This is a genomic window from Lamprocystis purpurea DSM 4197 (assembly GCF_000379525.1).
GTDB lineage: Bacteria > Pseudomonadota > Gammaproteobacteria > Chromatiales > Chromatiaceae > Thiodictyon > Thiodictyon purpureum.
In genome coordinates, this window is record NZ_KB902463.1 from 22,389 (window position 1) to 47,364 (window position 24,976).

At 65.5% G+C, this 24,976-nt stretch carries 18 protein-coding genes and 3 pseudogenes; 16 read left to right on the forward strand and 5 right to left on the reverse strand.

Going from position 1 to position 24,976, the window contains the following annotated elements; genetic code table 11:
* Positions 1 to 8 precede the first annotated feature (8 nt).
* From rlmN to A39O_RS0109140, 8 genes are all read left to right on the forward strand, one after another.
* On the forward strand, positions 9 to 1,142 hold the full coding sequence (gene rlmN, locus A39O_RS0109105) for a 23S rRNA (adenine(2503)-C(2))-methyltransferase RlmN (RefSeq protein ID WP_020504351.1): 1,134 nt from the start codon (positions 9 to 11) through the stop codon (positions 1,140 to 1,142).
* A complete protein-coding gene (gene pilW / locus A39O_RS0109110) occupies positions 1,139 to 1,903 on the forward strand; it encodes a type IV pilus biogenesis/stability protein PilW (protein ID WP_026199262.1) in 765 nt (254 codons plus the stop codon). The genes rlmN and pilW overlap by 4 nt, the downstream gene beginning before the upstream one ends.
* Positions 1,904 to 1,916: 13 nt before the next feature.
* Entirely contained in the window at positions 1,917 to 2,909 is a 993-nt protein-coding gene (locus A39O_RS0109115; protein WP_083924595.1) for a RodZ domain-containing protein, read from the forward strand.
* A gap of 67 nt (positions 2,910 to 2,976) precedes the next feature.
* Positions 2,977 to 4,248, forward strand: a complete 1,272-nt coding sequence (hisS, locus tag A39O_RS0109120; protein ID WP_026199263.1) for a histidine--tRNA ligase — start codon at positions 2,977 to 2,979, stop codon at positions 4,246 to 4,248.
* A gap of 49 nt (positions 4,249 to 4,297) precedes the next feature.
* On the forward strand, positions 4,298 to 4,927 hold the full coding sequence (locus tag A39O_RS0109125) for a YfgM family protein (RefSeq protein WP_020504355.1): 630 nt from the start codon (positions 4,298 to 4,300) through the stop codon (positions 4,925 to 4,927).
* A 10-nt stretch (positions 4,928 to 4,937) separates the two neighbouring features.
* Positions 4,938 to 6,275, forward strand: a complete 1,338-nt coding sequence (bamB, locus tag A39O_RS0109130) for an outer membrane protein assembly factor BamB (protein WP_020504356.1) — start codon at positions 4,938 to 4,940, stop codon at positions 6,273 to 6,275.
* Between the two features lie 47 nt (positions 6,276 to 6,322).
* Positions 6,323 to 7,729: a ribosome biogenesis GTPase Der gene (gene der, locus A39O_RS0109135; protein WP_020504357.1), complete on the forward strand. Its 1,407-nt coding sequence runs from the start codon at positions 6,323 to 6,325 to the stop codon at positions 7,727 to 7,729.
* Between the two features lie 90 nt (positions 7,730 to 7,819).
* Positions 7,820 to 8,017, forward strand: a complete 198-nt coding sequence (locus A39O_RS0109140) for a hypothetical protein (RefSeq protein WP_020504358.1) — start codon at positions 7,820 to 7,822, stop codon at positions 8,015 to 8,017.
* Here the strand turns inward: A39O_RS0109140 and A39O_RS38150 are convergent.
* Positions 8,012 to 8,176: pseudogene (locus A39O_RS38150) on the reverse strand (type II toxin-antitoxin system RelE/ParE family toxin); the annotation flags it as partial. The gene A39O_RS0109140 and the pseudogene A39O_RS38150 overlap by 6 nt on opposite strands.
* Before the next feature lie 199 nt (positions 8,177 to 8,375).
* Here A39O_RS38150 and A39O_RS0109145 point away from each other — a divergent pair.
* The 3 genes and pseudogenes from A39O_RS0109145 to A39O_RS32805 all read left to right on the forward strand — a co-directional run.
* Entirely contained in the window at positions 8,376 to 10,070 is a 1,695-nt protein-coding gene (locus A39O_RS0109145; protein WP_083924596.1) for a diguanylate cyclase domain-containing protein, read from the forward strand.
* A complete protein-coding gene (locus A39O_RS0109150) occupies positions 9,998 to 10,330 on the forward strand; it encodes an EAL domain-containing protein (protein ID WP_157639893.1) in 333 nt (110 codons plus the stop codon). Before A39O_RS0109145 ends, A39O_RS0109150 begins: the two co-directional genes overlap by 73 nt.
* 94 nt (positions 10,331 to 10,424) lie before the next feature.
* Positions 10,425 to 10,571: pseudogene (locus A39O_RS32805) on the forward strand (DUF1640 domain-containing protein); the annotation flags it as partial.
* Positions 10,572 to 10,740: 169 nt separating this feature from the next.
* On the opposite strand, the gene xseA reads toward A39O_RS32805, so the two are convergent.
* The 3 genes from xseA to A39O_RS0109170 all read right to left on the reverse strand — a co-directional run bounded on the left by xseA (position 10,741) and on the right by A39O_RS0109170 (position 13,446).
* Complete coding sequence (gene xseA / locus A39O_RS0109160; RefSeq protein ID WP_020504361.1) at positions 10,741 to 12,162, reverse strand: exodeoxyribonuclease VII large subunit; 1,422 nt, start codon at positions 12,160 to 12,162, stop codon at positions 10,741 to 10,743.
* 9 nt (positions 12,163 to 12,171) lie between these two features.
* Complete coding sequence (locus tag A39O_RS36435; RefSeq protein WP_020504362.1) at positions 12,172 to 12,528, reverse strand: HVO_A0114 family putative DNA-binding protein; 357 nt, start codon at positions 12,526 to 12,528, stop codon at positions 12,172 to 12,174.
* A gap of 108 nt (positions 12,529 to 12,636) precedes the next feature.
* On the reverse strand, positions 12,637 to 13,446 hold the full coding sequence (locus A39O_RS0109170) for a DNRLRE domain-containing protein (protein WP_157639895.1): 810 nt from the start codon (positions 13,444 to 13,446) through the stop codon (positions 12,637 to 12,639).
* Between the two features lie 353 nt (positions 13,447 to 13,799).
* Between A39O_RS0109170 and guaB the strand changes: the two genes are divergently transcribed.
* From guaB to A39O_RS36440, 5 genes are all read left to right on the forward strand, one after another.
* Positions 13,800 to 15,266: an IMP dehydrogenase gene (guaB, locus tag A39O_RS0109175; protein ID WP_020504364.1), complete on the forward strand. Its 1,467-nt coding sequence runs from the start codon at positions 13,800 to 13,802 to the stop codon at positions 15,264 to 15,266.
* Between the two features lie 82 nt (positions 15,267 to 15,348).
* Positions 15,349 to 16,935, forward strand: coding sequence for a glutamine-hydrolyzing GMP synthase (gene guaA / locus A39O_RS0109180; protein ID WP_020504365.1), 1,587 nt, complete (start codon positions 15,349 to 15,351; stop codon positions 16,933 to 16,935).
* Positions 16,936 to 17,285: 350 nt separating this feature from the next.
* The gene (gene tadA, locus A39O_RS0109185) at positions 17,286 to 17,762 is read left to right on the forward strand and encodes a tRNA adenosine(34) deaminase TadA (RefSeq protein ID WP_020504366.1); all 477 of its coding nucleotides are present in this window, start codon (positions 17,286 to 17,288) and stop codon (positions 17,760 to 17,762) included.
* Positions 17,763 to 18,202: 440 nt separating this feature from the next.
* Positions 18,203 to 20,938, forward strand: a complete 2,736-nt coding sequence (locus A39O_RS32820) for an HlyD family secretion protein (RefSeq protein ID WP_020504367.1) — start codon at positions 18,203 to 18,205, stop codon at positions 20,936 to 20,938.
* A gap of 543 nt (positions 20,939 to 21,481) precedes the next feature.
* Positions 21,482 to 23,971, forward strand: a complete 2,490-nt coding sequence (locus A39O_RS36440; protein ID WP_020504369.1) for a sulfotransferase family protein — start codon at positions 21,482 to 21,484, stop codon at positions 23,969 to 23,971.
* 355 nt (positions 23,972 to 24,326) lie between these two features.
* On the opposite strand, the pseudogene A39O_RS41700 reads toward A39O_RS36440, so the two are convergent.
* Positions 24,327 to 24,976 (reverse strand): annotated as a pseudogene (locus tag A39O_RS41700) (hypothetical protein); the annotation flags it as partial.

Sequence of the window (24,976 nt, forward strand, 5' to 3'; positions counted from 1 at the left end):
TGACACCCATGACCACGCCGATGGATGCCGGTCGGACCAAACCGAACCTGCTGGACCTGGACGCCGCGGAGTGCGCCGCCCTGGTCGCGGCACTCGGTTTCAAGCCGTTCCACGGACGCAGTTTGTTCAAGTGGCTGCATAAACATGGGGTCATCGACTACGATGGCATGACCGATTTGCCGAAAGCGCTGCGTACGGCACTCGCGGACACGGTCAGCATCCGCCTCCCGCGTATCAGCCACACCCAGCCCAGTACGGACGGCACGGTGAAATGGGTCCTGGAACTCGCGGACGGCCAACGAGTGGAGGCGGTGCACATTCCCGAAGATGGCCGCAGTACCCTCTGCGTCTCGTCGCAGGTCGGCTGCGCCCTCGACTGCGCCTTCTGCGCCACGGCCCGCCAGGGATTCAACCGCAACCTGCAGGTCGGGGAGATCATCGGCCAGGTCTGGCACGCGGCACGACAACTCGGGGCGGCACCGACCAACGTGGTGATGATGGGCATGGGTGAGCCGCTCGCCAATTTCGAGGCGGTGGTCAAGGCGATGGCAATCATGCAGGATGACTTGGCCTACATGATCGCCAAGTCGCGGGTGACCCTGAGCACCTCCGGCATTGTCCCCAATATCTATCGTTTGCGCGAGGTCAGCGACGTGTCACTCGCCGTCTCACTCCATGCGCCGAACAATGCATTGCGCGACCAACTGGTGCCAATCAACCGTAAATATCCGCTCGAAGAACTGCTGCCCGCCTGCCGTGCCTATCTCGGCGGCGACAAACGCCGCAAGATCACCTGGGAGTATGTCATGCTGGACGGCATCAACGACAGCCTCCAACATGCCAAGCAGTTGATCCGGTTATTGGAAGGGACCCCGTCCAAGCTCAACCTGATTCCCTTCAACCCCTTCCCCGGCAGCGGCTACACCACCTCGTCGCCGGAACGGCTGGAAGCCTTTCGGCAGCGACTGATGGGCTCGGGTCTGCTCACCTTCACGCGCAAGACACGCGGCGACGCGATCGCCGCCGCCTGCGGACAACTGGTGGGCCGGGTCGAGGACCGTACCCGCAGAAACGCCGGCTTGCTCCCTGTCCCGGTTGCGCTACCCGCGCTCGGGGCCCGCCTGCGCCATGACGGATCATGAGTGTGATCAGGGTCGCTCGTTTCATCGCCGTGAGCGGGATCTGCCTGAGTCTTGCCGCATGCGGGTATTTTCTACCCCGCAAGACAAATGACTCCATGTCCCTGGATACCGAGAACAGTTCGGGCGACCTCTATGTGGCGATGGCCTCGGAGTATTACCGGCTCGGACAACTGGATGAGGCCTTGCGACGTGCCGAGCGTGCGATCGGCGAGGATAAGAAAAACCCCCGCGCCTATTTTGTGATTGCGATGATCTACCAGCGACTCGGAGAGACCGCCCGCGCCGACGAGAACTTCAAACGGGCACTCGAACTCTCCCCGAAAAATCCCGATATTCTCAATGCGTACGGAGCTTTTTTCTGCGCCCAACGACGTTACGCCGAAGCCCAGCAACAGTTCACCAAGGCGACCGAGAATCCGCTCTATGCCACCCCTTGGATGTCGCTGACCAATGCCGGCGCCTGCGCTGCCAGTGCCGGCAATCTCGCCCAGGCCGAGGCCAATTATCGGCGCGCCCTGAGCGCGAACTCAGGCTTCGGACCGGCCCTGTTCCAGATGGCTGACCTCGAGTTCAAACGCGGCAGTGCCAAAGCTGCCAAGGAATACCTGGATCGCTACTTTCAGGCTAACGCCCCGGCGCCGCAGGTCCTGATCCTGGCGATCAGAATCGAGCGCAAACTGGGCAATACCAAATCCGCGGAGACCTACGAACAGGTTCTGCGGAACAGCTTTCCGGACGCCCCCGAAACCAAAGCGCTTTAGGGAGCCGCTGTCGATGAATCCAGTACAAGCCATGAGCACCGATGATCAGAACGTCGTCGAATTCGCCGAGAGCCCGGGGCGCCGTCTGCGCGTCCAACGTCAGGCCCGCGGACTGGAGGTGGAGCGGGTCGCCGCACAGCTCCATCTGCGCGTACCGATGGTCGAGGCATTGGAGCAAGACCGCTATCATGACCTTCCCGGTCCGGTCTTCATCGCCGGCTATCTGCGCAATTACGCACGCCTGCTCGGGCTCGACCCGGAGCCCCTCATCATGGCTTACCGCGCGTCAAATCCGGACCCGGAACCGGTCGAACTGGGCTTCAAACCCGTCCCGCAACAAACCATCGGCCATGAGATCACCAGCGCGCACGTCCTGATGCGGTTGATCAGTGTCGGGGTGCTGGCCGCCGTGATCGCGATGGTCGTCTTGTGGTGGCAAAATCGGGCCGAATTGATACCCGTACCAACCGCCGCCGACACGGCTGAACTCCCCTTGGCCGCGACGGCGAACCCGAGCGTCGGGCAACCTGCCGCGGGCGTCTCGCTGGAGATGCCGACACCTGATCCGACGGCGGATACCGCGACGGCGCCGCCGACCGCCGCGTCCGCTGCTTTATCCGCATCAGGAGCGACAGCGGAACTCGCGCTGCCGACGCTCCCCCGCGCGGATGAACCCGCGAGTCTCGCCCCAACGCTCACCGACACCACCGCGGCGGCGGATGCGCAAGGCGCCGCGGCGAGCCCGCCGGCCAAGCCGACCGAGGTTTCCCTGACCTTCTCCGGCCCGACCTGGATCAAGATCCTCGACGCCGGGGGTGCCGCCGTACTCAGTGGTACGATGCGCAAGGGCGACACCCGCGTCCTCGCCGGGACCCCGCCCTACACGTTCAACATCGGCATTGCGCGCGTCGCCCAAGTCACCGTCGGCGGCCGCCCCATTGACCTCGAACGCCACACCAAAGGCGGTCGGGCCAAATTCAAGCTCGACCCGAGTAACCCCGAATGACCCGGTTACCGGGAACGCACTCCGCACACCCCATACGCTGTGACCGACACGACATGACGATGACCCTATGACCACGACGATAGCGGCGATTCGCGGGATGCATGACATCCTGCCGGAACGGATCAGCACCTGGCAGCGGATCGAAGACGCGGCCCGGCAGGTGCTCGCCGGTTATGGCTATGCGGAGATCCGGACCCCGATCGTCGAGATCACCGACCTGTTCAAACGCTCCATCGGCGAGGTCACCGATATCGTCGAGAAGGAGATGTACAGCTTCACGGACCGTAACGGTGACTCGCTGAGCCTGCGTCCGGAGGGCACAGCAAGCTGTGTGCGCGCCGTCATCGAAAACGGCCTGCTGAATCAGCCCCTGCGACTCTGGTACCGCGGCCCCATGTTCCGCCACGAACGCCCCCAGCGCGGTCGCTACCGGCAGTTCCACCAGATCGGCGTCGAGGTCTTCGGCCTCGATGGTCCGGATATCGACCTGGAAGTCATCCTGCTCACGGCCCGACTGTGGCGTACCCTGGGGCTGACCGGTCTGCGGCTGGAGGTCAACAGCCTGGGCGACACCCAGGAGCGCGCGGCCTACCGCGAGCAACTCGTGGACTATCTGGAAGGCCATCGGACGCACCTCGACGCCGATAGTCAGCGTCGACTCACGACCAATCCATTGCGGGTGCTCGACTCCAAGAGCCCCGAGACGCAGGCCATCACGGCCGCCGCACCGCGCCTCATGGACAGCCTGGGGGAGGAGACGCGCGCTCATTTCGCGGCAATTCTGGCCGGACTGGAGGCCGTCGGCATTGCGTATCGGATCAACCCGCGCCTGGTGCGCGGACTGGACTACTATAACCGGACCGTCTTTGAGTGGATTACCGACGATCTGGGCGCCCAAGGCACGGTCTGTGCCGGCGGCCGCTATGATGGATTGGTCGCGCAACTGGGCGGGCGCGACACCCCGGCCGTCGGGTTCGCACTCGGGATCGAACGTCTGGTCGAACTCGTGGAGGCCGCGGGCACGGTCGCCGCACCGCCGCTGGACGCCTATCTGGTCGCGGTCGGCGAGCAGGCGCAGCGTGAGGCACCGGTGCTCGCCGAGCGCCTGCGCGATGCGGCGCCCGGACTGCGGCTCATGACCCACTGCGGCGGCGGCAGTTTCAAGAGTCAGTTCAAACGCGCCGACAAGAGCGGGGCACGTTACGCCCTGGTCATCGGCGATACCGAACTGGCGCGCGGCGTGATCGGAATCAAACCCCTGCGCGAGGAGACCGGACAACGGGAACTGACCCTTGCGGAGGCGGCCGAGTTGCTGACCGCGGCCAGCCCGCGCGCTTAGGAAAACGGTTCACTGACAATCCAATAATGAGACCCAAAAGGATACGAGCGTGAGTGACTACGAAACCGACGACGAGAAAGTCGAGGCAATCAAGAAGTGGTGGAAAGAAAACGGCATGTCCGTGGTCATCGGGTTAGCCCTCGGCCTCGCGGCAGTCTATGGTTGGCGCGCCTGGACCGACTACCGCAATAGTGTCGGGTCCCAAGCGTCCGCCGCCTTCGAGCAGTTGGCGGCGAGCGCCGAGGCCGGGCAGTTGGACTCCGCCGCCAAACAGGAGGAGATCCTCAGCAGCCGTTTCGGCTCCACCCCCTACCCCAGCTTCGGCGCGCTGGTCATCGCCAAAGCCCGCTATGACCAAGGCGACGCCGCGGGCGCCATGACAGCACTGCAACAAGTGACCGCGAAGGCCCCGGACCCGGCGCTGGCGCGGCTGGCCGCCTTGCGGCTCGCGCGGATTCAGCTCGCGGAGGGCCAACTGGACGCCGCCGCGGCCACCGTCGCCGCGCATGACAACACGCCGGCTTTCGCCGGTGATTTTGCCGCGGTGCGCGGCGACATTGCCGCCGCGCGGGGTGATCACGCGGGGGCACGTCGCGAATACGAACGGGCCATCGCTGCCGGGACCAGCCTGCCCCAGTTGATTCGGCTCAAGCTCGACAACCTGCCCGCGGCCGGGTGAGTCACACGCTATGCCCACTCGGCACCTGACCCGCACCCGGACCCTGCTGCGCCTGGCCGGCCGCGCTGCCCGCCACGGCTGCGCCGCGCTTCTGATCGCCGGCACCGTCACCGGTTGCAGTTATATTCCCTGGCTCAGCGGCGACAAGGATCCGACCCCCCCCATCAAACTCAGCAAGATCGTCCCCGAGGTTACGGCGAATACCCTCTGGTCCAAGCGTCTGACCAAGGGCAGCGAGGGCCGGCGGCTGTACCTGGTTCCGGCAGTCGGCGGCGGCCGTGTCTACGTGGCGGATTCCCGCGGCCTGGTGGTCGCGGCGGATGCGGACAGCGGGCGGGTCCTCTGGGCGCGGAAGACCGGTCTCCCCTTCAGTGCCGGGCCCGAACTGGCCGGCGATCAACTGATCCTGGGAACCACCAGCGGCTTGGCGGTGGCCTTGTCCACCACCGACGGACGCGAACAATGGCGTGCCGTCGCCAGTGGGGAGATCCTCTCGGTACCGCGCTACACCGCGGACGGAAAGGTGATCGTACACACATTGGACGACACCGTCATCGCGCTCGACGGAGCAAAGGGCACCGAATTGTGGCGCGTCAGTTACCCCGCCCCAATCCTCACCCTGCGCGGCAGCAGCACCCCGACCATCACCCCGAAAGGCGTCATCGCCGGACTGGCGGGCGGCAAGCTGGTCAAGCTCGACACCACGGACGGAACACCATTGTGGGAGGTGACAGTCACCCCACCCAGCGGCCGCTCGGAACTGGCCCGCATCGCCGACATCGATGCCGACCCGATCCTGGTCGGTAATCTGGTCTTCGTCGGCACCTACAACGGCGATCTGGCCGCGGTCGATCAGGAAAGCGGGACCGTCCGGTGGCGCCGTCAATTGTCCTCCCATGCCGGGATCGCCGCCAACGACTCCCACCTCTTCGTCACCGACTCGCAGGATCAGGTGTGGGGAGCGGACCCGGTCAGCGGCGCCGGACGCTGGAAACAAGAACGACTCCACAACCGGCAATTGACCGCGCCCGCGCTGATCGGCAACCTGATCGTGGTGGGCGACATGGGGGGCTGGCTGCACCTCATTGCCCAGTCCGACGGCCGACTGCTGGGCCGCACCCGGGTCGCCAAGAAGCCGATCACCGCCCGCCCGGTCGTCGCCGGGGGACGCATCTATGTCTACGCCATCGACGGCACCCTGGCGGCACTCACGACCGGCACGGCGCCCGCGAACAGCAACCGGAGCACCAATAACCAATCGGCCGCGGCGGCCGATCAGACACCCCCTGACGCGTCGCGCACGGCACCGGTCGCCCCGAGCACCGGACCGCGCAAACAACCCCAATAGACCACCCAATCGCAACCCCAGAAGACACCCTTGGAGGCACACCCGACATGCTGCCCGTCATTACCCTGGTGGGCCGTCCCAATGTCGGCAAATCCACCCTGTTCAACCGGCTGACCCACAGCCGTGACGCCCTGGTCGCCAACTACCCCGGGCTCACCCGTGATCGCCAATACGGCATCGGCCGCATGGGACCCGGCCCTTACGTTGTCGTCGACACCGGCGGCATCAGCAACGACAGCGACGGTGTCGCGTTCCTGATGCAGCGCCAGGTCCAGCTCGCCATCGACGAGGCGGACCACGTCCTCTTCCTGGTGGACGCGAAGGACGGCTGCACCACCGGCGACTACGAAATCGGCGAACGCCTGCGCCGCCTGGGCAAACCCATGACCCTGGTGGTCAACAAGGCCGACCACGCCGACCCCGACTTGCTGGCCGCCGAGTTTCATCTGCTCGGACTGGGCGACCCGGTGCCCACCTCGGCCACGCAGGGGCGCGGGGTCCGCGGCCTCATGGAGCAGGTGTTCGCGCGGCTGGAGGCCGCGGCCCCTGCGCCCGATCCTGACGCGGAGCCCAGCGGCGCGGATGAAGGCACCAAGGTCGCCGTGGTCGGCCGCCCGAACGCCGGCAAGTCCACCCTCATCAATCGCCTGTTGGGCGAAGAGCGGCTGGTCACCTGCGACCTGCCCGGGACCACCCGCGACAGCATATTCATCCCCATGGAGCGCCGCGGCCGCCGCTACACCCTGATCGACACCGCCGGCGTGCGGCGCCGCGGCAAAGTCACGGACGTCATTGAAAAATTCAGCATCATCAAGACCCTCCAGGCGATCGAGGCATGCAATGTCATCATCCTGGTGCTGGATGGGCACGAGGGGATCGGCGAACAGGACGCCAATCTTGCCGGTCACATCATCGAAAGCGGTCGGGCGCTGGTGATCGCCATCAACAAGTGGGACGGCCTGGACGCGGAGGCCCGCACGCACATCCGGACTCAGTTCGAGCGCAAACTCGGCTTTCTCGACTTCGCCACCCAGCATCGCATCTCGGCACTGCACGGCAGCGGCGTCGGGCTCCTGCTCGACGAGGTCGACAAGGCCTATGCCAACGCCATGCGCGACATCCCCACGCCGGCGATGACACGCCTGCTGGAGGCCGCGGTCCAGGAGCACCAGCCGCCGCTGGTCCACGGCCGCCGCATCAAAATGCGCTATGCCCACCAGGGCGGCCGCAATCCGCCGCTCATCATCATCCACGGCAACCAGATGGAGGCGGTTCCCGAGACCTATAAGCGTTATCTCATCAACCGCTTCCGCAAGGAGCTGGATCTGACCGGCACTCCGCTGCGCATCGAATTCAAGGGCGGCGACAACCCCTTCAAGGGCCAGCGTAACAACCTCACCGAACGGCAGATCAAACACCGGGCGCGGCTCAAGGCGTACGTCAGACGCAAATAGCGACGGTTGCCTGCGAGGTCTGCGATCTCTCCAAGCACTGCAACTGGCAAGCCCTCGACTTCATCAGCCGATTTCATCAACCGATTTAAGATGGTCCCGCGAGACGCCAAACCGATCCGAGCAATTCGGGACCGGGAACTGGTGCATTGCCTCGGGCTCTTCGACCGCCCCGCCGCCTGGGGTACGCTGCCGGCGCTCAAGGCCGCCGAGCCGCCCATCCCCGGGCTGATGGAAACCCTGCACGACGCGGACGACCGGGCTATCGCCGAGTCGCCGGCAAGGCTATGAGCGCCCGTAAGAAACCGTCCGGACACCTTCGCCAAGCTCCGGACGCAATCGCGCCGCATTGGGGAATGAAGCGATCTTCTTACATCGATCCCTAAGCTCACGGACAAAGGACAGCGCACGGCGCGGATTGTCGCGGGCGATGTAGTCGGCGATTTCTTCAAGGTCGCTACGGTAGCGCGATTGGGCTCAATGACATAGGACAGGTGACGCGTTGCTCCAGCAGCGGTTTACCCAATTGGATGCACCTCAAGTTGTGAACCTAATTGGCGAACTGCAAGCCGACGGGCTATCGTTATAGGTGACGGACGCAGTCCACCACAAAGGTGCTCCCGCGTTCCGCGCCGCCGGAGGCGAGTCCATGTTTGAGCGGTTAACGGGTCAAGACGCGACTGGTTGGGGTACCCGCTGCCTGGCAGGGGCTCTCTTGTGCCTTGGTTCGCTGAGTCTGGCCTGGGCCTCGGGCACTGCGAGTCCGGCGCTGCTCTGGGAGGCACCCCAAGGAATTGATGCCTCGGCCGCCGCCACGCACTGGCTCACCGATTTAGCGCTTGAAGTCAGCGAAGCCAAGACCCGGTGCCCGGATGCCGCACTGCCGACCCTGGACCCTGATGTCCCATCAAAGGCCTTCCGGGTCACGGTTGCGCCGACACAGCCCGTGTTCTATTCGAAAGATACCCTGGTCGATCACCTGCTGGTCATCGCCATGGACAGCCGCGGCTGCCCCTGGCACGCCGCCTCCGGGCGTATCCGGCCCTTCGACGACCGTTGGTTGCTGAGTCCGCTGGTCAACGTTCATCTGCCGGCCGGAATGCCGCCGCAAGAGGCAACCGTCGTGATCCAGGATCGAAAGACCATCCGCCCCTGGATACGCGGCAGCCCCGAGCCGGACTTCGTCCGCGGCACGATGCGCTTGTGGGTCCTGCTCGGCATCTATACCGGGGTCCTCACGGTACTGCTGTTCGTCGGCCTGGGCCTGCGGCGCTCCTACCCGAGCCCGGTGACGGACGCCTATTGCTTCTACGTGTTCACTCTGATCCTCTATCAACTCCAGGTGCTCGGCGTGGGGCCGGCCTGGATCCCCGGCTGGCCCCAAGGGGAGGCGTTCAGCCTCATGCAGGCCGCCGCGGCCGCCGCGGTCGTCGTGGGCCTCGGCACGGCCATGGTCGCCTTCTTGCGCCCCGGCGGGATCCTGCGTCAGATCATCGTCGGCGGCGTCACGCTCGCCGCGCTCGCCTTTCTCGCCTCGTTCTGGTACGCCCCGAGCTACCGGCTCGGCGCCCTGATCATGCTGTTATTGGCACCCGCGGTCCTGTTCATGCTGATCCGGGGGCTCAAGGGCAATCAACCCTGGGTCCGTTGGTTCGCCGTCGGACTGAGCGCCACGATTATCGGCGGCGGGGTCCAGACGGCCACCGTCGTCTTTAACGGGGCGGGCATGAGCGCCCTGGGCAGTTTTGCCTTCCCGCTGGGGAATCTGGTCGAGTCCGTGTGCTGGTTGATCTCCCTGTTGGTGCGGTTGCGCGCCGAGCGCACCCTGGCTCAGGAACGGCTGGTTTACGACGCCACTCATGATGCCCTGACTGGTCTGCCCAATCGGGTCGCCCTCAGCACCCGCATGGCGTCCGGTCTCACCGACCAGCGGATCGCGCCGACCACCCGCCGCAACTGCCGCGGACTGGTGCTGCTCGATCTGGACCGCTTCAAGGTCATCAACGACAGCCTGGGCTATGCGGCCGGCGACAACCTACTCGTTGCAATCGCCCGACTGCTGCGCACGCTTGCTCCGCCCCAGGCCACGGTCGCGCATCTGGGCGCGGATGCCTTCGCGATCCTGCTGCACACCGACGACCGGATCGGCGACGCGCAAGGGGTCGCCCTGCGGATCATGGAGCGCCTGCGCGAGCCCATCGCCCTGGACGGCGGCTCGGTGCATGTCCGGGCAAGCATGGGCGTATCACCAACATCGACGCCGCCAGCAGCGTGCTGCCCGCCCTGCGCGAACGGCACATCCCCTTATACATGGACGACTTCGGCACCGGCTATTCGTCATTGAGCTACTTGAACGAATTGCCGTTCGACGTGCTCAAGATCGACCGCTCATTCATCACCGAGATCGAGACCCGCGACCAAGCGCAGATTCTGGTGCGCACCGTGCTCGCGCTGGCCCAGGCCATGCGGCTTGACGTGGTTGCCGAGGGCATCGAGACCGAAGGACAGGCAACGCTCCTGCACGCCATGGGCTGCCGCTATGGTCAAGGTTATTATTTCTCGCGGCCGGTCGCGGCGGAACAGGCTGAGACCTGGTTGGCCTGAGGCTGAAACAGCGGCGTTGAGACCCCGGCGCCTATCCGACTGATGCGCCGATCCGTCACTTGCGCACGCGTTCGAATGATCCCATAGTGACACCATGACATCCGTTGTTGCCCTTTATGACGCGCTCACCACGGCTCCCGACGAGCGCACCCGCGCCCGACTGATCGCCGAGGCCTTCGAGCGCCTGGAAGAGCGGTATCCGCACCTGGCGGACCTGGCCACCAAGGGCCATTTGCGCGAAATGCGTAATTTTCATTTTGTGTTCGGCCTTGGGGATTTAACCAACCTCGGTGGAGACGCGGTTTAAAATCGATGCTCTTCAAAACTTTAAGCCGCGCCAACTCCATCAATCGTCGAGTCTGCCGGGGCCGAGCCAATCCAAAAACATCGCATACCGCGCTGGGCGCGGTTTAGGCGTCAACGGGGTCGTCCCCGCGCGTGTTGTCCCGCCGATTCCGCGCCGCAGGACGCGGGAGCACCGCGGCAGCCGGCTCCGGCGCTTCCACCCGCGCGTGCAGCGTCCCCGCGGCCAACCGCGCGGCGATCCGGGTGCCGGGCGGAGCCTGATCCGGATCACGCAGGATCACCCCGTCCGGCAGCCGGGTGACGATGGCATAACCGCGAGCCAGGGTCGCCAGCGGACTACGGGCATCCAGGCCGGTGATCGCCCGCCCCAGCCGCTCGTGCCAACTGGCCAAGGCGCGCGACTGGACCCAGCGCAGGCGGCGCACCAGATCATTCAGGCCCGCGGCAGCCCGTTCCAACCGGCGCTCGGGTGAGACCGCCAGCAAGGCGATCCGCCGCGGTTCCAGCCGCGACCGGGCAGCGCTCAGGCGGCGGCTCATGGTCTCGGCCAGCCGCCGCTCCAACTCGTCCAGCCGCTGCGCCCGCCGCTCCAGACGCGCGGCCGGGTGCAGCAAGGCCAACTGGCGCAGCACCGCCGCCAGACGCTGGTTGGCGCCATCGAGCACGCGGCCTTCCAGATGCAGCAGACGCGCCTGCAGGGCGGCGACCCGCTGAGCAAGATGCACAGCCGCCGGCGCCACCAACTCGGCGGCCGCCGAGGGCGTCGCGCCGCGCCGGTCCGCGGCCAGATCGGCGATGGTCACATCGATCTCATGCCCGACGCCGGTGACCACCGGGATCGCGGAAGCGCGGATCGCCCGGGCCAGGGCTTCATCGTTGAAGGCGGCCAGATCCTCGATCGACCCGCCGCCGCGGGCGAGAATCAGCACGTCGCACTCGGCCCGCCGGTTGGCGGCGGCCAGCGCCTGGATCAGCGTCGCAGCCGCCCCGGCACCCTGGACCTGGGCCGGGTAGATCAACACCGGCATTGCCGGACAGCGCCGCCCGAGCACCGTCAGCAGATCGTGCACCGCCGCGCCGGAGGGCGAGGTGATGAGCCCCACCTGGCGCGGGAAGGCCGGCAGCGGGCGCTTGGCCGCCTCGGCAAAGAGCCCCTCGGCGGCCAACCGACGCTTGAGGCGCTCAAGTTCCAGGCGCAAGGCGCCCTCCCCGCCCGGCTCCAGGTGCTCCACCACGAGTTGGAAGTCGCCGCGCGGCTCGTAGAGCGTCACCCGCGCCCGCGCCAGCACCTGCTGGCCGTTCTCCGGCCGGAAACCGAGCAGCAGGCGTTTGGCGCGAAACATGGCGCAGCGCACCTGGCTGGCTTCATCTTTAAGACTGAAATAGATGTGACCCGAGGCCGGCTGGGCGAGGTTCGAAATCTCCCCGCGGACCCACAGCAGCGGGAAACTGCCGTCGAGCACGGCCCGCACCTCGCTGGTCAGGCGTGAGATGCTGTAGATGTCGCGGGTGAAGTCCAAGGCCATGCAAAGGGTCTAGGCTGCGGCGCGAATATCGGCATGGATCAGGATTTCATCGTACAGTGTGGACAACCCACCGTCCGTGCGACGCTCCAACAGCCCAAGATCGACCAGACGGGTCACATCTGTATGCACATTCTTGTAGTCCCGGCCCAGCGCGTTGGCGAGTTGCCAAATAGTGAGACCATCATGGTCCGCAACATGGCGCAGCAGGTCGAGTCGCTTTTCGGTGATCGCCGAGAATAGCTCGTGCAGACTGCCGAAAGCGAGTCTGGGTGTCACCGCTTCTCCGGTCTCGACCGCGTGCCAGACTTCGGCGCAGGCGCGTAACGCGGCCTCCGGCCTCAATACGCTGATCTCGATTCTATTCATTACCATCTCCAGCCCGCGACACGGGCGCAATCCTTTCTGAAATCTTCCAGCAGGTTTTCGATCGAAACGAAGCGATACGGCTCTTCCAGAATCACGTAGTGTCGATGGTCACTGTCCGGTTTTCGGAGACCACTCGAGCATCGGCTCGCGGCGATGATCCGCGGGTTGGTCGTCGTTGACCGGCTCGCGGTCATCGTCCACGGGTAGGTCGACCGACGGGCGGTCGGGATCCGCGGCCTCGTGGTGCAACTCGACCGACTTGCGGGCATCCTCCGAAGTCTCGTAGGTGATGACCAGACGCGGATGCGAGTCTGGATCGGTATTGTCGTTCGAGCTGAAAGCGACCGCCCGGTAAGGCTCTTCGTGCAATAGCTTCAGGGCCAGCCCGAGGCTCATGTCGTTGTGATCGAGGGCATCCTTCAGCAGCGGCGTGACATCGATCTGGTAGTCCTGAATCGGGCTGGTGCTGGCCGGGACTATCACCTGATTGCTGTCGGTCGTCGTCGGCTGGGTGTTCCAGGAGATGTCCCGCTCCGACCAGGGCGAAATGATCCGCTGGACGACCAGCGCGTTGGACCCGCTCAGGGTTGAGTGCTGTGCATTCTTGTTGGTAGTCGCAACGCGTTTGTCCTGGTAGAGACCCAGCACTGCACGCAGGATCCTGGCAGTTGGCGGGAGTTCGGACAGATCGCACGCGAAGAAGCTCCGCGTGATTCCCGGTCCGTCGCCCTGGCCGTTCCAGGTCCAGGCCCGCGCATCGATAAAGTCGTAGGATCCGCGCGGCTCACTCGGCCGGGAGATCCAAGCGTGTCCATCCTGGCACACATCGTTTCCTTCGAGCGTCATTACCTGTTCCGCGGCATCGATCTGGAACGCACAACAGGCGAGAACACCGGCCGCACATGCAGAATAATTCATCCAGGCCTCCTCAGGTGTCACTGACGGCCTGCCGGGTAGCCGGCGGGGGCGACGCAGCAATTCCAAATTTGGGCGGCATCGCGCGATCCCTGGTGGATGCGGCGCGCGCGACCGCCGTGCCGGGCCCCTGACACCGAGCGGCGCGCCTTATCCACCCTACAGCGGAGCCGGTTTTGTAGGGTGGATAAGCGCAGCGCATCCACCATCAGCCTCGCGGCCGGCACGCTGTTGGCGGGGGCCACCCAAATTTGGAACTGCTGAGGGCGACGCGGGGAAGTTTACTCAACCAGTGGGAAAATATATACTACTAGGTTATTCTTCCGGGGTAGCTGCCCCTTCGGAGTGCCTGAGCCATGCGCCTGATCCAGGAAGCACTGACCTTCGACGACGTCCTGCTCGTCCCTGCCCATTCCCGGGTGCTGCCCAACGAGGTCAGCTTCCACACCAAACTGACCCGTGAGATCGATCTGAAGATCCCGCTCGTCTCCGCCGCCATGGATACCGTCACCGAGGCACGACTGGCCATCGCCATGGCCCTGGAAGGCGGCATCGGCATCATCCATAAGAACATGAACACGGAACGCCAGGCGCGCGAGGTGCTGGCGGTCAAGAAATACGAGAGCGGCATCATCCGCGACCCGATCACCGTCCGGCCGGACGTCACCGTCGGCGAGGTGCTGCGCCAGACCCGCGCCCACAATATCTCGGGCGTCCCGGTGACCGAGGCCGGCAAGCTGGTCGGCATCGTGACCGGCCGCGATCTGCGCTTCGAGACGCGGATGGATGAACCGGTCTCGGCCATCATGACCCCCAAGGATCGGCTGGTCACGGTCATGGAAGGCGCCAGCCGCGATGAGGTGGTGCGGCTGCTGCACCAGCACCGCATCGAAAAGGTGCTGGTCGTCAATGACCGGTTTGAGCTGCGCGGACTGATCACCGTCAAAGATATCCAGAAGGCCAAGGATTTCCCCAAGGCGTCGCGCGACCACCACGAGCGCCTGCGCTGCGGGGCCGCGGTCAGCGTCGGCCGCGGCACCGACGAGCGCGTCGCCGCGCTGGTGGAAGCCGGGGTCGACGTGATCGTGGTCGACACCGCGCACGGGCACGCACAAGGGGTGCTGGACCGCGTCGCCTGGGTCAAACGTCACTTCCCCGAGGTCCAGGTCATCGGCGGCAACATCGCCACCGCGGACGCCGCCCGCGCCCTGGCCGACGCCGGCGCCGACGCGGTGAAGGTCGGCATCGGGCCCGGGTCAATTTGTACGACACGCATCGTCGCCGGGGTGGGCGTGCCGCAAATCACTGCCGTGTCCAACGTGACCGAGGCGCTGGAAGGCACCGGCATCCCGGTGATCGCCGACGGCGGCCTGCGCTACTCCGGCGACGTCGCCAAGGTGATCGCCGCGGGTGCGCACAGCGTGATGATCGGCGGGCTCTTCGCCGGTACCGACGAGGCTCCGGGCGAGGTCGAGATCTACCAGGGCCGCTCCTATAAATCCTACCGCGGGATGGGCTCACTGGGCGCCATGGGGGCCAAAGAGGGGTCCAGTGACCGCTATTTCCAGGAGGATGCCGAAAAGGACAAGCTGGTCCCCGAGGGGATCGAGGGCCGGGTCCCCTACAAGGGCAGCGTGCTCAACGTCATCCACCAGTTAGTCGGCGGCCTGGGCTCCGGGATGGGCTACACCGGCTGCGCCACCATCGAGGAAATGCGGACCAAGCCGCAGTTCGTCCGCGTCAGCAGCGCCGGCATGCGCGAATCCCATGTGCATGACGTGCAGATCACCAAGGAAGCCCCGAACTACCGCATCGACAATTGAATTCTTGCGCCGGATTGCGCTTGAGGCGCAATCCGGCGCACGAATTCAATCTGCTTCTTCCTTCCGGAATCATCACTAAGCCATGACCAATATTCACGCCGACCGCATCCTGATCCTGGACTTCGGCTCGCAGTACACTCAACTGATCGCGCGGCGGGTGCGTGAGTCCGGGGTCTATTGCGAGATCCACCCCTGGGACATCGCGGCGGCAACCATTCGCGGCTTCGCGCCCCGGGGCGTGATCCTCTCGGGCGGCCCGGAGTCGGTGCACGCGGCCGAGACGCCGCGCGCCGATCCACTGGTTTTCGACCTCAAGGTGCCGGTGCTCGGCATCTGCTACGGGCTCCAGACGATGACGGCGCAGCTCGGCGGGGAGGTCGCCGCGGCCACCCATCGGGAATACGGCTATGCCCAGGTGCGTGCCCGGGGTCATTCCCGGCTGCTGCGCGATATCGAAGACCACACGAGCCCAGAAGGCTATGGGCTTCTGGACGTATGGATGAGCCACGGCGACCGCGTGGAATCCCCGCCGCCGGGGTTTCAGGTCATCGCCGAGACCGCCAATGCCCCGCTGGCCGGCATCGCCGACGAATCCCGCGGGTTCTACGGGCTCCAGTTTCACCCCGAGGTCACCCATACCCGCCAGGGCGGACGCATCCTGGAGCGCTTCGTCCACGAAGTCTGCGACTGCGGCAGCCTCTGGACCCCGGGCAACATCATCGCCGACAGCATGGCCGCCGTGTGCGCCCAGGTCGGCCAGGATCAGGTCCTGCTCGGACTCTCCGGCGGCGTCGACTCCAGCGTGGTCGCCGCCTTGCTGCACCGCGCGATCGGCGACCAACTCACCTGTGTCTTCGTCGACAACGGCCTGCTGCGCCTGGGCGAAGGCGATCAGGTCATGGCGACCTTCGCCCGCCACATGGGCGTCAAGGTCATCCGGGTCGACGCCGCGGACCGCTTCCTCGACCGGCTTCAGGGGGTCACCGACCCCGAGCAGAAACGCAAGATCATCGGCAACACCTTCATCGAAGTCTTCGATGACGAGGCCACCCGACTGCGCGACGTGAAATGGCTCGCCCAGGGCACGATCTACCCCGACGTGATCGAATCGGCCGGGGCCCAAGGGGGATCAAGGCTGGGCAAGGCGAAGGTGATCAAGTCGCATCACAATGTCGGCGGTCTGCCGGAGCACATGAAGCTCAAGCTGGTCGAGCCCCTGCGTGAACTGTTCAAGGACGAGGTGCGGCGCATCGGCGTGGAACTCGGCCTGCCCGCGGAAATGGTCTACCGTCATCCCTTCCCTGGTCCCGGCCTGGGTGTGCGTGTCCTGGGCGAAGTGCACCGGGAATTCGCCGAGACCCTGCGCCGCGCCGACCACATCTTTATCGAAGAACTACACCGGGCCGACCTCTACGACAAGGTCTCGCAAGCGTTTGCGGTCTTCCTCCCGGTCCGCTCGGTCGGCGTGGTCGGAGACAACCGCCAGTATGCCCACGTCATCGCCTTGCGCGCGGTGGAAACCATCGACTTCATGACCGCCCGCTGGGCGCATCTGCCTTACGACTTCCTGGACCTGGTTTGTCGGCGCATCGTCAACGAGGTCCCCGGCGTCTCCCGCGTGGTCTATGACATCACCGGCAAGCCGCCGGGTACCATTGAGTGGGAGTGAAAAGAGACAGCAGCCGCAATCACGCGCAATAGGGTCTTGGTACGCACTCCGAATCCAACGGATCGGTCCGCTGTGTGCGCCGACGATGGCGGAGAATTCTCGATCATCGTTCCGGCCAGCGTCCGGGCGTCCCCCACTGGAGGTCGAGGCTTACCCGTGAAGGTCGCGCAGCGACCCCGTGGGAGCGGCGTCCCGCCGCGATGGGGCCGGGCGTGCAGCCGCAGCGTTCGCGGTCACCGCGGCACCGCATCGCGGCGGGACGCCGCTCCCACGAGGGACTTTCATCTTCCGGGGGATGCTCAAGCCGTGTTTTCCATGCGGATCGTGACATACAGGACCAGGAAAGCGCCATGATCCAGCCGGAAGCAGCCACCGCAGAGGCCGAGGCCCGCTGGATGACCCACGCACTGATGCTGGCCGAGCGCGCGGCCGCGGCCGGCGAGGTCCCGGTCGGCGCCGTCCTGGTCCTGGACGACGTGCTCATCGGCGAAGGCTGGAACCGCCCGATCGCCGCCCGCGACCCCAGTGCCCACGCCGAAATCCAGGCCCTGCGCGCCGCGGGTCAACATCTGGACAACTACCGCCTCCCCGGTTCCGTCCTTTATGTCACCTTGGAGCCCTGTGTCATGTGCGCCGGGGCCATCATCCATGCCCGCGTGGAGCGTGTTGTCTATGGTGCACCGGACCCCAAGGCCGGCGCCTGCGGCAGTGTCTTCGACCTGCTGCCCTCCGACGGCCGTTTCAACCACCGCACCGCCTGCTCGGGGGGCGTGCTCGCGGAGTCGTGCAGCGAAACCCTGCGCGCCTTCTTCCGCGCACGCCGCTGACCGCGCGCCGCATCCACCAGGGGTCCCGCGATGCCGCCCAGATTCGGAATTGCTGATCGACAAGGCTGCCGCTTGACAGACGCAGTGCGCTTGCATAGCCTGAGTCGATTGACTCGTAGCTCAGCTACCGTGGGAGCGGCGCTCTCGCCGTGATGGCGCGTCCGGCGTCAGCACTCAGGCGCGGTGTGGAAGGGCCGTGGCTGGCAAGCGCGGAGGTGGCTCCCAGCGTCGCGGCCGGGGGGCCGCTCCCGCAAGGGGGTGCAGCGCTAGCGGAGGCACGACCCTAATCACCTATTCTGAAACTCCGGCGCCGGCGCCACCGTTCAGGCGACGGCGCGTCCTCCGGCAATCCCGCGCCACACGCTACCCCGAATGTCGGTGCCATGGTAATGAACGGCGCAACAGCCAAGAAAGAGCATACCCACACAGGAAGATATCGATTGAGCGAGGCCGCCCTCGTGACCACGAGCAGCCAGGCTGGCGAGTTCGGGGTTTCGGCCTACGTCAAGAACCGGCGGACCGGGGCGCTCTATCGTATCGGGGCGGAGGAACTCTTCCTGCTGAACGGGCTGACTGGGGGGCTGCCGCCCGACGCGCTTGCCTCGCTATTCCAGGCGCGAATGCACCTGACGGTCACCGTGTCGGTGATCGAGCAGTTCGCCGAACAGATGGTCGAGAAAGGGATCCTCGAGCACGCCGGAGCCACTACCAAGGGGCTCGCACCCACGCTGGAGGACACCTCAGTTGCTGCGGACGCGGCGCAAGGGCTCGGGGGGACGGCGGCCTGCGACATGGAGTCGGATGATTTCGCCATCGACGCAATGGCGGAGGACGACGAGGACGCCCTCGATGTCGACGAGGACGCCCTTGATGTCGATGATGAGGACGACCTCGACGCGCTGGTCTTTGACGGCACGGAGACCAAGGTCGAGACAGCGCCACCGCCGGACGCGGGCGGCGCGGCTGGGGCCGCGGGAGCAGCGGAAGCAGCGGAGCAAGATGCGCCGGAAACCGGCACCGGCCCTGCCAATCCCGAGGTTTCACGGCGCGAGCCGCGGTTTCGTGACGGCACCTCGAAACCCCAGACGCCCAAGGACATGGACGTGCTTCTGTTCGACCCCGGCAGACTGTTGCGGGGGCTGAACATCGCCTTCGGTCCAGTCGCCCGGGTCCTGTCCGCGCTCACCCTGCCCTTGGGTCTCGTCGCCGTATTGGCGATCTTCCACCGACTGCACGACGTGGTCGAGACGCTCTTCAGCACCCACCGCATGGTCAGCCTTGCGGGCATACTCGCGATTTCGTTGTTTACGGTCAGCCTTGTATCGCGGCTCGTGGTCGGGGCCGTTCTGCAACGCGAGGGGGCCGCGGTCAGGCGCTTCGGCATCAGTTTCCTGTTTTTCCTGATCCCGCGCTTCGCAGTCGACATGACTGATCTGTACAAGCTCGACCGGGAGGGCAAGATGCGTGTCTTCGCCGCCGCCTTGCGCACGCGTTTGCTCTTCTTCGCGCTCGGGACCTTGCTCTGGGCGGCGACGAGACAGTCGGGCTCGCTGGTATCCGATATCGCGGCGATCGTCGGACAACTCGGACTGTTCTCCTTCTTGATCGCGGCCTTCCCGCTGTTTTCCGGCGAGGGCTACCGGCTGATGAGCGCCTATTTCGATCAGCCGAGACTGCGGCAACGATCATTGGCCTACCTCTTCGGGACGGGACGGGCCGACACCGGGCCGGCGAGCGCCACTGAACGCTGGGCCTTCGCGCTTTACGGGATTGGCTCGCTCCTGACCACGGCCTTCGTCGCCACGCTTCTGGTGGCCTACACATCCACTGCACTGGAGGGTCGTTTCGGCGGGACCGGGGTGGCGATATTTTTCGGGCTGTTTGCGCTGATCGTCGCCTGGTATATCGTTACCCGCAGGCGCGGCAAGAGGTTGCGCGAGCACATCGTCACCGAATTGGTGGCCAAGCGGAAGGCGCAGTCGGGAAACAGAACCAACCCCGTGAGCCAGGTCCGACAACTTCTCGTGCCCGCCGGCGAGCGGGCGCCGCAGCCCCGCACCACGCTCCCCGGCTCGTTCCCGCCAGGAGGGCGGCAGACCTACCGTCCGCTGCCGAGCATCTATGGCGACTATGCCCCCCATGTGCGCCGCAACCGTTGGATTCGGCGCGGGATCTTGTTGGCGTTGCTGGCCGGCGCAGTCTATGTCGCCTTCCTCCCCTACCACTACGAAACCGGCGGTGATGTCGTGATCCTCGCCGACAACCGGGTTCAGGTTGTGGCCCAGGTGCCCAACGAGATCGCCGAAGTCGTGGTCAACGAGGGCGATATCGTCCAGAAGGGAGACCTTTTGGCCACCCAGATCAACATCCGCGAGACCCACGCGCTCGAGGTCTCCAAGGCCGATCTGGCGAAGGCACGCGCGAATCTGCAACAACTGCGCGACGGGGCCACGCCGGAGGAAATCCGCGTTGCCGAAGAACAAGCAGAGCGCTATCGGGTCGCCCTTCCCTTCCTCAAGTCCGAATACGAGCGCGCAATGACGCTGGGCGCGCGGGGGACGATGTCGCTCTCGCAGAAAGAGCGGACCATCAACGATTACGAAACCGGCAAGGCCGACCTACGCTCTGCCGAGGCGTCTCTCGAAAGGGTTCGCGCTCAGGCTCGGGACACCGAAATCGCAATCGCCCAGGCCGACGTAGACCGCCTGGAATCCGATGTGGCCTACGACGAAATCAAGTTGAACGCCACGCGGATGGTCGCGCCCGTCTCCGGCCGGGTCGTATTCGACGGCGATGAGCCGGTGCCAGGCAAATACCTCGACATCGGCGATCTGCTGATGGAGATCGAGGATCACACCGTCGCACGCGCCGAAATCAAGGTGCCCGAGGCCGATGTCGGCCTGATCCGGGTCGGTGAGCACGTTCGACTCAAGGCCTGGGCATGGCCCGAAGAGGAGCATATCGGCGTCGTCTCTGCGATCGCGCCGGTGGCCGAGACCAAGGAGTTTGGTCAAGTCGTCCGTATAAGGACCTCGCTACCGAACGAAAACGGTCTCTTCCGCCCCGGCATGACTGGCTATGCTAAAATAGAAGGCGCTCAGATGCCTAGCTGGCAAGCCTTTTCCCGCGTCTTCGTGCGTTTCTTCCTGATCGAGGTCTGGGGCTGGATCCCATAAACCGCCCGTCGGCTTTGGCCGATTTTTGAAAAGGGTCAGGATCAAACGAAGAACGACACGCCTGCATCTTCCGTTCGCGACATCGACCCGATTGATCTGGAGGCGCTCCAAGAGGGCAATGCCGGTGAGGGCCGCGTCGGGTTTGACAACCCCAACGATCAGGGCGACACTGGCGCTTAGGGTCGATCAGGGGTTTGGCGAGCGTCAAGGAAGAGCAGTTGAAGGAGGTCAGTGGGGGGACCACGCGGTGCGGGGTCTCAGGGCGGCAATCCGGCGCTGCGGCGGGCATTCTTCCTCAAGATACTGATGAGGCGGCGGTTTGGCCTTGGTGCCAGCACGCAACAGGTGTGAATGCTCGGGCCGATGATGATCGCCAATGGGCCGCAGGTGGCAGCCCTCACCCAGTCCGGATCTAGAGGTCGCTCGATGTTGAACCCGTTCTTCGATGACAGCGAGATGAGCGACAGCCCGGCCGCGGTGTTTCGGCTTGCGATTCTCGCACCTGCATCAGGCCTGGCCGGACCGGCTTAAGGGACGACGACCATGCGCGAACCGTTGTTCATTCTGGGTCCCGGACGGTCATTCACCTCGGTCATCGGCTCCATGATCGGCCAGCACCCCGATCTTTTCGGACTACCCGAAACCAACCTCGCCACGGCCGAGACGGTGGGGCAATGGTACGGCGGCACCCTTCCGGGGATAAAGCCGCGTCGCTCGGGGGCGTTGCGGTTGTTGGCGCACCTGCATCATGGCGTTCAGAGCGCTGAGGCGGTGGACGAGGTCGCTGCCTGGCTGCTCAGTCGCCCAGGGATGACCACGGCAGAACTTTACGAGCATGTCGAGCGTCTCGTCACGCCTCGGCGGCTGGTGGACAAGAGCCCGCGGCACGTCATAACCGATGTCTGTCTGGCACGGCTTCCCCGGATCGCGCCCACGGCGAAATACCTGCGCATCGTGCGCCATCCCTATTCCAACGGCAAGTCGATCGTCGCCACCGGCTGGTACTTGGACGGACTGCGGGCCTGGAGCGGCAGATCCTGGGACCGGCGCACCGATCCGCCGACGTTGGACCCACAGTTCCATTGGATTGACCTTCATGAGCGGATCGACCGCTTCTTCGCCTCTCTGCCATCCGACGCCTGCCGCACCGTTCGGGGTGAGGACCTGTTGGCTAATCCCAGGCCGGTTCTAAGACAGATTGCCCGGTGGTTGGAAATCGACGAGTCCGACCTCGCTATCGAGGCGATGCTGCATCCCGAGCGATCCCCTTTTGCAAGCAAGGGGCCGCCCAATGCGGAGTACGGCAACGATCCGAGCTTCCTCGAAAGCCCGGCTCTGCGCGCCTTCACCCCGCCAAAGGTGCCGCTGTCGGGCCGGCTGCCCTGGAGGGGGGATGGCGAGGGTTTCACCGCGCAGGTGATCGCCCGCGCCCGCGAGTTCGGCTATACCGACGAGCCGCTGCCAATGCCGCGTTTGCCCGAGGGCTTCGACGGCAGCCGGGGCCGGCTGATGGCGATTGAGCCCGACGGCCAGGGCTTCCCGATGGCTCATGGTAATCTGCTGGACAATTCCTGCATCGCGCTATCTCCGCTACGCGCCGTCTCTTCCGTAAAGACCCTGCCCGGTCCCGCATATGGGGGCGGCAATTTCGGGGCCTTCACCGCCTCCGACTATGCGGTCGGGGTCTTCGACAGCCCGCGCGAGCCGGCACTCGTGGGCATCGATTTGAAAACCGGTGCGCTGCGGTGGCAATCCGAGTTGGGTCTGCTGCCGAAGTTGCGCGATGACCTGAAGGGACGGTTTGTCGGTGGGCTCCTGCTTGTACGGCTTTATTTCGAGAATGGCGCCCCCTTGCGGTGCATCTTTGCCGGCAACCGCGCGGAGATCGTCTGCCTCGACCTTGACGGCACCCCTGTCTGGCGGCGGGACACACGCGACATCGTACGCTCTCACGGCAGCACGGCACGCGCGCACGGCACCCCGCGCTGCCTGCGTTATACCGCCGACAATGCGCTTATCTACGGCTCGCGCAACGGGTACGTAGGCAAACTCGACCTACTGACGGGCCGGACCATCGATATCGCGGACCTCTCGACGACTGTCGATCACGCCGGGGACCGCGTCTGCGGACATTTCGATGTCCGACAGTCCATTATCGTTGCCGGAGACTTCGCCTATTTCCAGGCAAAGTTTACCGCCGAGCGAGAGGTCACCGCGCCCGAGTCGCTGCCGACCGCGTTGTTCAGACTGCGCGTGGCGCACAATCCCGATGGCCGCATCGAGCGGATGCCCGACCAGGTCTCGGAGGCGACGGTGCCGACCTATGTCACCATCGGCTCGGTGGGCGACCGCAGGGTGGGTGGCTCCCCTTCGGCACGACGGCGCGAGGACGGGCAGCTGGTGATCTTCACCAATGAATTTGCCGAGGATGCGGTCCCGCCGGGCGGCCTGGGCACGGTCTTCCAGTACTGCGGTATCCGCGACCAGGGCACGCGGTTGCTTCTGCAGTGGCGCTGTCGCGTGCATCATCCGGTGGATGCCAAGGTGACCACAGCCCCCGCCGTCGACGAGCCCACCGACACGTTGATCGCCACCCACCGCTTCGCGATGCTCCTCTTTGCTCGGGCATCATGGCGAGAGGGTGAGATCGAGCCCGACCTGGTTGTGGATGCGCTCGACTGTCTGGCCCCAGAGGTTCGCGCGCGGGCGACGGCGGCGGAATTCTCCAGTCCCATCAGCATCGCACGCGATGCCGGGGCAGCGGATTTCGTCGCGTTCGTGGGCCTTGCGGTCTGGACTCCCTGGACCGACCGCAGCTATGCGTTTCTCAGCGCGTTGGAAGTTCGCACGGAGCCGGCGCCTTCCGTCACGCCGCTCTGGAGTCGCTCGATCGTTGTCGATAAGTCGGGTAACGCCCTGCCGGCGGCGCGCTCCTTTGCCCAGCCCGCGCTATTTGCACTTCAGGAGCCGGGGGGGATGCGCCCGGGCCTCATCATGGGCACGATGATGGATGGGCCGACGATCTTTTGCTAGCACCGCAACAGCGGCCTGCCCGGCCGATGACCCTGGCGCCTGCCTTGATCTCCCGATTGACCATGAAGCATGACCGCGTAGCCTCAGTCACAGCGCGGACTGGCGGGGTTAGCGAAAGTTAACGTTCGCACGAGGGAGTAGACACCGCGGCGCCGCAGTCACGTGGTTCGATCAGGCTGCCGCCGCGGTCCGACGACACAGCGAGATCGCAATAGCCCAGGCCGACGTAGACCACCTGGAATCCGAGGTGGCCTACGACGAATTCAAGTTGAACGCCACTCGGATGGTCGCACCCGTCTCCGGCCGGGTCGTATTCGACGGCGCTGTCTGCTTAGGGACACAAAGCCGGGGCACGCTACAAAATCCCAGATACGCAGAGCGCTGCCGCTTTGTTATCCTTCTGGGCAGACTTTTGAAAAAGGGTGAGGATCAAATGAAGAACGATACGCCTGAATCTTCCGTTAGCGAAAACGAGCCGATTGATCGAGAGGCGCTCCAAGAGGGCAATGCCGGTGAGGGCCGCGTCGGGTTTGACAACCCCAGCGATCAGGGCGACACTGGAGCGCAGGGCCGATTCAGGGCCGATCAGAGGTTTGGCGGCGGCCAAGGCTCTGGCGGTGGTGGGATTAGTGATGGGCAGTATCGATTCGGCGCTGGCCAGGGAGCCTTCGGCGGCGCTGGCCGGTTCGGTGGCCAGGGCTTCGGCGCCGGGACCGCCGGCGGAGGCCTTGGTGCCGGACAGGGCCGATTCGGCGCTGGCCAGGGGGCCTTCGGCGGTGCCGGCCGGCTCGGTGGTCAGGGCTTCGGCGCCGGGGCTGCCGGCGGCAGTGGACCCGGTGCCGGACAGGGCCGATTCGCCGCTGGTCAGGGGGCCTTCGGCGGTGCCGGACGGTTCGGTGGTCAGGGCGCCGGCGGCGGTGGCCTTGGTGCGGGACAGGGTCGATTCGGCGCAGGCCAGGGGGCCTTCGGCGGTGCCGGCCGGTTCGGTGGTCAGGGCTTCGGCGC

What these genes read in the sequence shown, in the direction of transcription:
- rlmN (WP_020504351.1), top strand. Translation starts at nt 9, where the DNA reads ATGACCACGCCGATGGATGCCGGTCGGACCAAACCGAACCTGCTGGAC.
- pilW (WP_026199262.1), top strand. Translation starts at nt 1,139, where the DNA reads ATGAGTGTGATCAGGGTCGCTCGTTTCATCGCCGTGAGCGGGATCTGC.
- A39O_RS0109115 (WP_083924595.1), top strand. Translation starts at nt 1,917, where the DNA reads ATGAATCCAGTACAAGCCATGAGCACCGATGATCAGAACGTCGTCGAA.
- hisS (WP_026199263.1), top strand. Translation starts at nt 2,977, where the DNA reads ATGACCACGACGATAGCGGCGATTCGCGGGATGCATGACATCCTGCCG.
- bamB (WP_020504356.1), top strand. Translation starts at nt 4,938, where the DNA reads ATGCCCACTCGGCACCTGACCCGCACCCGGACCCTGCTGCGCCTGGCC.
- der (WP_020504357.1), top strand. Translation starts at nt 6,323, where the DNA reads ATGCTGCCCGTCATTACCCTGGTGGGCCGTCCCAATGTCGGCAAATCC.
- A39O_RS0109140 (WP_020504358.1), top strand. Translation starts at nt 7,820, where the DNA reads ATGGTCCCGCGAGACGCCAAACCGATCCGAGCAATTCGGGACCGGGAA.
- A39O_RS0109145 (WP_083924596.1), top strand. Translation starts at nt 8,376, where the DNA reads ATGTTTGAGCGGTTAACGGGTCAAGACGCGACTGGTTGGGGTACCCGC.
- xseA (WP_020504361.1), bottom strand. Translation starts at nt 12,162, where the DNA reads ATGGCCTTGGACTTCACCCGCGACATCTACAGCATCTCACGCCTGACC.
- A39O_RS36435 (WP_020504362.1), bottom strand. Translation starts at nt 12,528, where the DNA reads ATGAATAGAATCGAGATCAGCGTATTGAGGCCGGAGGCCGCGTTACGC.
- A39O_RS0109170 (WP_157639895.1), bottom strand. Translation starts at nt 13,446, where the DNA reads ATGAATTATTCTGCATGTGCGGCCGGTGTTCTCGCCTGTTGTGCGTTC.
- guaB (WP_020504364.1), top strand. Translation starts at nt 13,800, where the DNA reads ATGCGCCTGATCCAGGAAGCACTGACCTTCGACGACGTCCTGCTCGTC.
- guaA (WP_020504365.1), top strand. Translation starts at nt 15,349, where the DNA reads ATGACCAATATTCACGCCGACCGCATCCTGATCCTGGACTTCGGCTCG.
- tadA (WP_020504366.1), top strand. Translation starts at nt 17,286, where the DNA reads ATGATCCAGCCGGAAGCAGCCACCGCAGAGGCCGAGGCCCGCTGGATG.
- A39O_RS36440 (WP_020504369.1), top strand. Translation starts at nt 21,482, where the DNA reads ATGCGCGAACCGTTGTTCATTCTGGGTCCCGGACGGTCATTCACCTCG.